Genomic DNA, 6,497 nt, shown 5'->3' with positions numbered 1-6,497 from the left:
GACTACCAGAACAAGTACTTCACCGACGTGACGCAGTACCTCGTGCCCAGCGGCCTGCCCGAGGCCGAGGAGCGCGAGATCCAGCGCATCGTTGTCGAGGCCTACCGCACGCTGGGCTGCCGCGGCTGGGGCCGCGCCGACCTGATGGTGCGCGCCAGCGATCGCAAGCCCTACCTGCTCGAGATGAACACCAGCCCGGGCATGACCTCGCACTCGCTGGTGCCGATGTCGGCCAAGGCGGCCGGCATGAGCTACGAGCAGCTGTGCCTGCACATCGCGGCGAGCGCCGCCCTGGATGGCTGAACGATGGCCCGCAAGCCCGCACCTCGCCGCGACGCCGCCCTGCCGGGCGACGTGCGCCTGATGAACGCCACCGCCGCGCTGCTCGCGGTGCTGGGCGTTCTGGCGATGGCCGCGGTGATGACGCTGTGGGCGGCACGCCAGCCGGTGTTCCTGCTGCACGCGATCCGCATCGACGGCGACGTGACGCGCAACAGCGTGGCGACGATCCGCGCCAACGCGATGCCGCACCTGGCGGGCAACTTCTTCTCGCTCGACCTGCGCCGCGCGCGCGAGGCCTTCGAGGCGGTGCCCTGGGTGCGCCATGCGGTGGTGCAGCGCATCTGGCCGAACCGGCTGTCGGTGCGGCTGGAGGAGCACCGCGTCGCCGCACTGTGGGCCACCGACAGCGGCGACGACAAGCTGGTCAACACCTTCGGCGAGGTGTTCGAGGCCAACCCGGGCGACGTCGACGACGACACGCTGCCCACGCTGGCCGGGCCGGAGGGCAGCTCGGCCCGCCTGCTGGTGCTCTATGCGCGCCTGCAGCCGGTGGTGGCGCCGCTGGAGCAGCGCATCGAGACGCTGGCCATGTCGGGCCGCGGCTCGCTGAGCGCCGAGCTGGACAGCGGCGCGGAGATCGAGATCGGGCGCGGCAGCGACGACGAGATCGTCGCGCGCCTGCAGCGTTTCGTGGCCACGCTGCCGCAGGTGGTGGCGCAGCACCAGAGGCCGCTGGTGCACGCCGACCTGCGCCACAACGACGGATATGCGGTGCGCTTGAAGGGCGTCTCGACGTCCGGCGCCGGGAGGAACTGAAGAATGGCCAAGGAATACAAGGACCTGATCGTCGGGCTGGACATCGGCACCGCCAAGGTGATGGCGGTGGTGGCCGAGGTGCAGGCCGACGGCGAGCTGCGCGTGGCCGGCCTCGGCGTGGCGCCGACGCATGGCCTCAAGCGCGGCGTGGTGGTCAACATCGACGCGACGGTGCAGTCCATCCAGCAGGCGCTGAAAGAGGCCGAGATGATGGCCGACTGCAAGATCACGCGCGTCTACACCGGCATCACCGGCAGCCACATCCGCGGGCAGAACAGCACCGGCATGGTGATCGTGCGCGACAAGGAGGTCACGCCGGTGGACGTGGCGCGTGTCGTCGAGACTGCCAAGGCGATCAACATCCCCAACGACCAGCGGCTGCTGCTGGTGCAGGCGCAGGAGTTCGTGATCGACGGCCACGAGGTCAAGGAGCCGATCGGCATGAGCGGCGGCCGGCTCGAGGTCAAGGTGCACATCGTGACCGGAGCCCAGAGCGCCGCAGAGAACATCGTGAAGTGCGTGCGCCGCTGCGGGCTCGAAGTCGAGCAGCTGGTGCTCAACCCGAGCGCCAGCAGCCACGCGGTGCTGACCGAGGACGAGAAGGACCTCGGCGTGGCCATCGTCGACATCGGCGCCGGCACCACCGACGTGGCCATCTTCACCGACGGCGCGATCCGCCACACCGCGGTGATCCCGATCGCCGGTGACCTGATCACCAGCGACATCGCGATGGCGCTGCGCACGCCGACCAAGGACGCCGAGGAGATCAAGGTCGAGTACGGCGTGGCCAAGCAACTGCTCGCCGACCCGAGCGACAACCTCGAGGTGCCGGGCCTCGGCGACCGCGCGCCGCGCATGCTCAGCCGCCAGGCGCTGGCCGGCGTGATCGAGCCGCGCATCGAGGAGATCTACTCGCTGGTGCACCAGGTCATCCGCGAGAGCGGCTACGAGGAGTTGCTGTCCAGCGGCATCGTCATCACCGGCGGCGCGGCGGTCATGCCCGGCATGGTCGAGCTCGGCGAGGACATCTTCCTCAAGCCGGTGCGCAAGGGCATCCCGACCTACCACGGGCCGCTGTCCGACATGGTCGCCAACCCGCGCTCGGCGACGGTGATGGGCCTGCTGGAAGAGGCCCGTCTGTCACGCACCCGCGGCCAGCGCGCCGCGCAGCAGGTGGGGTCGGTGCAGACCCTGTTCGGCCGCGCGAAGGACTGGTTCCTCGGCAACTTCTGAAGGGGCGACACATGAACCACCACGATCCGCCCTTCATCCCCATCCCCGCGATCCGGCGAAGACCGGAACAACAAGCAAAGACAGACGCGTTGGATACCCGGCACTACACCTTCAGGCAACTGCGACACAGGAACGGAGAAACACCATGCCCATCGAAATGATCGAAGAATTCGACCTCGGCACGCGCATCAAGGTCATCGGCGTCGGCGGCGGCGGTGGCAATGCGGTCGAGCACATGATCGCCAACGGCGTGCAAGGCGTCGAGTTCATCTGCGCCAACACCGATGCACAGGCGCTGAACCGCTCGGCGGCCACCTCGCTGATCCAGCTCGGCAGCACCGGCCTCGGCGCCGGCGCCAAGCCGGAGGCCGGCCGCGCCGCGGCGGAAGAGGCGGTGGACCGCATCCGCCAGCAGATCGAAGGCGCCAACATGCTGTTCATCACCGCCGGCATGGGCGGCGGCACCGGCACCGGCGCGGCGCCGGTGATCGCCCGCGTCGCCAAGGAGATGGGCATCCTGACCGTCGGCGTGGTCACCAAGCCCTTCGAGTTCGAGGGCAACCGCCGCATGAAGGCGGCCGACGCCGGCCTGGCCGAGCTGGAGGCCAACGTCGACTCGCTGATCGTCATCCTCAACGACAAGCTGCTCGAGGTGCTGGGTGACGACGTCACCCAGGACCAGGCCTTCGCGCACGCCAACGACGTGCTGCGCAATGCCGTCGGCGGCATCAGCGACATCATCCACATCCCGGGGATGGTCAACGTCGACTTCGAGGACGTGAAGACGGTGATGGGCGAGCCCGGCAAGGCGATGATGGGCACGGCGATGGCGGCCGGCCCGGACCGCGCCACCAAGGCCGCCGAGGCCGCGGTGGCCTGCCCGCTGCTGGAAGGCATCGACCTGTCGGGCGCACGCGGCGTGCTGGTGCTGATCGCGGCGAACCGCGCCAACTTCAAGCTGGCCGAGAGCCGCAACGCGATGAACACCATCCGCCGCTATGCGGCGGACGATGCCCACGTGATCTACGGCACCGCCTACGACGAGAGCCTGGGCGACCAGCTGCGCGTGACCGTCATCGCCACCGGCCTGAGCCCGGCCAAGCGCCAGGCGGCGCCGATCCAGGTGGTGCACAGCGCGCCCGTGCAGCGCACCGGCACCGACAACATCCCGGTGCTGACCACGCCGGTGCAGACCCAGCCGCCGGCGCATGACTACAGCGCGCTGACCACGCCCAGCGTGTGGCGCAATGGTCGCACCGCGGCGGCGAAGGTCGATGCGCTGGCCAGCAACGGCATGGACGAGATCGAGATCCCGGCCTTTCTCAGGAAGCAGGCCGACTGAGTGAGACGCCCGGTCCCGCCAGGGGCCGGGCGGCTTCGCTATGGAGGTGATTGATCGCTTCGCGGCACGCTGGCGCGCCGGATCAGGGACAATTCCGGGCATGCTGCAGCAACGCACCCTGAAGTCCATGACGCGCGCCGTCGGCGTGGGTGTGCACGGCGGCCAGCGGGTCGAGCTGACGCTGCGCCCCGCGCCGCCGGACCACGGCATCGTGTTCCGCCGGGTCGATCTGCCGCAGCCGGTGGACATCCCGCTGTCGGCAGGCGTGGTCAGCGACACGCGCATGGCCACCACGCTCTCGCCCGGCGGCGACCCGGGCGCGCCGAAGGTGAAGACCGTCGAGCACCTGCTGTCGGCCTGCGCCGGCCTGGGGCTGGACAACCTGACCATCGACCTGACCGCCGAGGAGGTGCCCATCCTCGACGGCTCGGCCGCCTCCTTCGTCTACCTGCTGCAGAGCGCCGGCATCGAGCTGCAGGACGCGCCCAAGCGCTTCATCCGCGTGAAGAAGACGGTCGAGCTGCGCGAAGGCGAGGGTGATCGCCTGATGTGGGCGAAGCTCGAGCCCTTCGAGGGCTACAAGCTCACCTTCGAGATCGAGTTCCACCACCCGGCCGTCGACCAGACCGGCCAGCGCGTCACCTTCGACATGGGCTCGGGCAACTACAAGCGCGAGATCGCCCGCGCCCGCACCTTCGGCTTCAGCAAGGACGTCGACATGATGCGTGCCCGCGGCCTCGGCCTGGGCGGCAGCATGGACAACGTGATCGTCGTCGACGAGTCGAAGGTGCTCAATGCCGAGGGCCTGCGCTACGACGACGAGTTCGTCAAGCACAAGATCCTCGACGCGATCGGCGACATGGCGATGGCCGGCCGGCCGATCCTGGCTGCCTACAGCGCCTTCAAGTCGGGCCATGCGCTGAACAACAAGCTGCTGCGGCTGCTGATGTCGGATCCGGAGAACTACGAGATCGTCACCATCGACGATCCGTCGCGGCTGCCCAAGGGGCTGTCCGAACTCGCTCCCGCCTGGTAAGCGCGCTCCGATACGATGCTGATCTTCCGCTGGATCGTCCTGCTGCTGCTGGTGGCCGGGCTGCTGTGCTTCGCGATGTACATCGGCACCGGCCAGGCGAAGTGGCGGCGGCTGGGCATCCGCATCGTCAAGTGGACGGTGGTCGCGGCGCTGGGGTTCTTTGCCGTGCTTATCCTCGAGCGCATGGCGATGGTCTTGTGAAGGTCACGGGATGACGATCTTTCGTTGGGTGATGGGCGTGTTCGGCGGGCTGTTTGCCGTCGGCTGGCTGTTCACCTTCCTGATGTACGTGCTGCGCGACGACGACCGCTATGCCGAGTTGGGCAGGCGCCTGCGCCACTTCACGATCATCATCGTGCTGTTCTGGTTCAACCTCGAGGTCTGGGGCCGCGTGGTCTGGACCATCGTGAACTGGAACTAGTCGCGCACCGGATCAGCGAGGTGCCGGCGCCAGTCCGAGGAAGGCCACGATGTCCGGCAGGTGGTCGTCGAAGTCCGACAGAGCGTGGTCGCCGCCCTCGAGCAGTTTGATGCGGGCGCCGGCACAACGCTCGCTCATCTCGCGCCAGTCGAGCACTTCGTCGCCTTGGGCGATCACCGCGAAGTAGCGGTCCATCCGCGTCAGCGTGGCCGGCGCCAGCGCACGCAGCTCGTCGACGAACTCGGCACGGAAGAAGAAGTGTTCGGTCGGGTCGTGCCAGCTCGTCTGCTCGCCGATGTACTTCTGCAGGTCGCGTGCCGGATGCACCGCCGGGTTGAGCAGCACGGCCGGGCAGCCGAAACGCTCGGCCACCACGCTGGCATAGAAGCCGCCGAGCGAGCTGCCGATCACCGCCATGCGGTCGGCCGGCCATGCGGCGATCTGGTCGAAGACCATCGCCATGGCCTCGCGCGGCGAGGGTGGCAACTGCGGGCACCACCAGTGCAGGTCCGATCGCTGCGTGCGCACCCACTCGGCCATGCGCCGCGCCTTGGCCGACTGCGGCGAGGAGCGGAAGCCGTGCAGGTAGAGCAGGTGGGTGACGGGTTTGCGCATGATCAAGCTTGCCGTCGCGCCAGTCTATCCGCCGGTCCTACACTGCCGGCGCACAACAATGCGGAGGCATCCATGCGTGTGGGCATCCTCACCGGCGGCGGCGACTGTCCGGGTCTGAACGCGGTGATCCGCGCGGTGGCGAAGTCGCTGATCAAGCTGGCCGGTGCCGAGGTGATCGGCATCGAGCAGGGCTTCCTCGGCCTGATCGAGCGCCGGGTGAGGCCGCTGGACCTGCGCTCGGTGGCCGGCATCATGGCCACCGGCGGCACCATCCTGGGCACGCACAACAAGGCCAATCCGTTCGGCTACTTCGGCGCCGGCGGGGCCGATGTGTCGGACCGCGTGATCGACTACGTGCGCGAACTCGGGCTGGACGCGATCGTCGTCATCGGCGGCGACGGCAGCATGGCGATCGCCCACCAGCTGGCCGGCAAGGGTGTGCCGATCGTCGGTTGCCCGAAGACGATCGACAACGACCTCGAACACACCGACCGCAGCTTCGGATTCGACACCGCGGTGGCCATCGTCACCGACGCCCTCGACCGGCTGCAGACCACCGGGCAGAGCCACGGCCGCGTGATGATCCTCGAGACCATGGGCCGCTATGCGGGCTGGATCGCGTTGCACGCCGGCCTGGCCGGTGCTGCCGACGTGATCCTGATTCCTGAACTGCCGTACCGGCTCGACGAGGTCGCGCGCGTGTGCCGCGAGCGCGAGGCGCGGCAGCGCTACACCGTGATCTGCATTGCCGA

General features: G+C 68.7%; 8 protein-coding genes and 1 pseudogene. 8 read left to right on the top strand and 1 reads right to left on the bottom strand.

Going from position 1 to position 6,497, the window contains the following annotated elements; genetic code table 11:
- From AAG801_RS39390 to AAG801_RS39360, 7 genes and pseudogenes are all read left to right on the top strand, one after another.
- A pseudogene (locus AAG801_RS39390) lies at window positions 1-303 on the top strand (D-alanine--D-alanine ligase); the annotation flags it as partial.
- 3 nt (window positions 304-306) lie between these two features.
- A complete protein-coding gene (locus AAG801_RS39385) occupies window positions 307-1,098 on the top strand; it encodes a cell division protein FtsQ/DivIB (RefSeq protein WP_341893319.1) in 792 nt (263 codons plus the stop codon).
- Window positions 1,099-1,101: 3 nt separating this feature from the next.
- Complete coding sequence (ftsA, locus tag AAG801_RS39380) at window positions 1,102-2,331, top strand: cell division protein FtsA (RefSeq protein WP_341893318.1); 1,230 nt, start codon at window positions 1,102-1,104, stop codon at window positions 2,329-2,331.
- Window positions 2,332-2,476: 145 nt separating this feature from the next.
- The gene (ftsZ, locus tag AAG801_RS39375) at window positions 2,477-3,673 is read left to right on the top strand and encodes a cell division protein FtsZ (RefSeq protein WP_341893317.1); all 1,197 of its coding nucleotides are present in this window, start codon (window positions 2,477-2,479) and stop codon (window positions 3,671-3,673) included.
- Between the two features lie 100 nt (window positions 3,674-3,773).
- Window positions 3,774-4,709, top strand: coding sequence for a UDP-3-O-acyl-N-acetylglucosamine deacetylase (lpxC, locus tag AAG801_RS39370; RefSeq protein WP_341893316.1), 936 nt, complete (start codon window positions 3,774-3,776; stop codon window positions 4,707-4,709).
- 15 nt (window positions 4,710-4,724) lie between these two features.
- The gene (locus AAG801_RS39365; protein WP_341893315.1) at window positions 4,725-4,910 is read left to right on the top strand and encodes a hypothetical protein; all 186 of its coding nucleotides are present in this window, start codon (window positions 4,725-4,727) and stop codon (window positions 4,908-4,910) included.
- A 10-nt stretch (window positions 4,911-4,920) separates the two neighbouring features.
- Complete coding sequence (locus tag AAG801_RS39360) at window positions 4,921-5,130, top strand: hypothetical protein (protein ID WP_341893314.1); 210 nt, start codon at window positions 4,921-4,923, stop codon at window positions 5,128-5,130.
- Between the two features lie 12 nt (window positions 5,131-5,142).
- On the opposite strand, the gene AAG801_RS39355 is transcribed toward AAG801_RS39360, so the two are convergent.
- Complete coding sequence (locus tag AAG801_RS39355) at window positions 5,143-5,745, bottom strand: YqiA/YcfP family alpha/beta fold hydrolase (protein ID WP_341893313.1); 603 nt, start codon at window positions 5,743-5,745, stop codon at window positions 5,143-5,145.
- Between the two features lie 72 nt (window positions 5,746-5,817).
- Here AAG801_RS39355 and AAG801_RS39350 point away from each other — a divergent pair.
- Window positions 5,818-6,497, top strand: a 680-nt coding sequence (locus tag AAG801_RS39350; RefSeq protein WP_341893312.1) for a 6-phosphofructokinase, incomplete at its 3' end; no start/stop codon positions are given.

The organism is Variovorax sp. YR752, from assembly GCF_943372545.1.
This window is presented reverse-complemented; position numbering and strand designations above follow the sequence as displayed.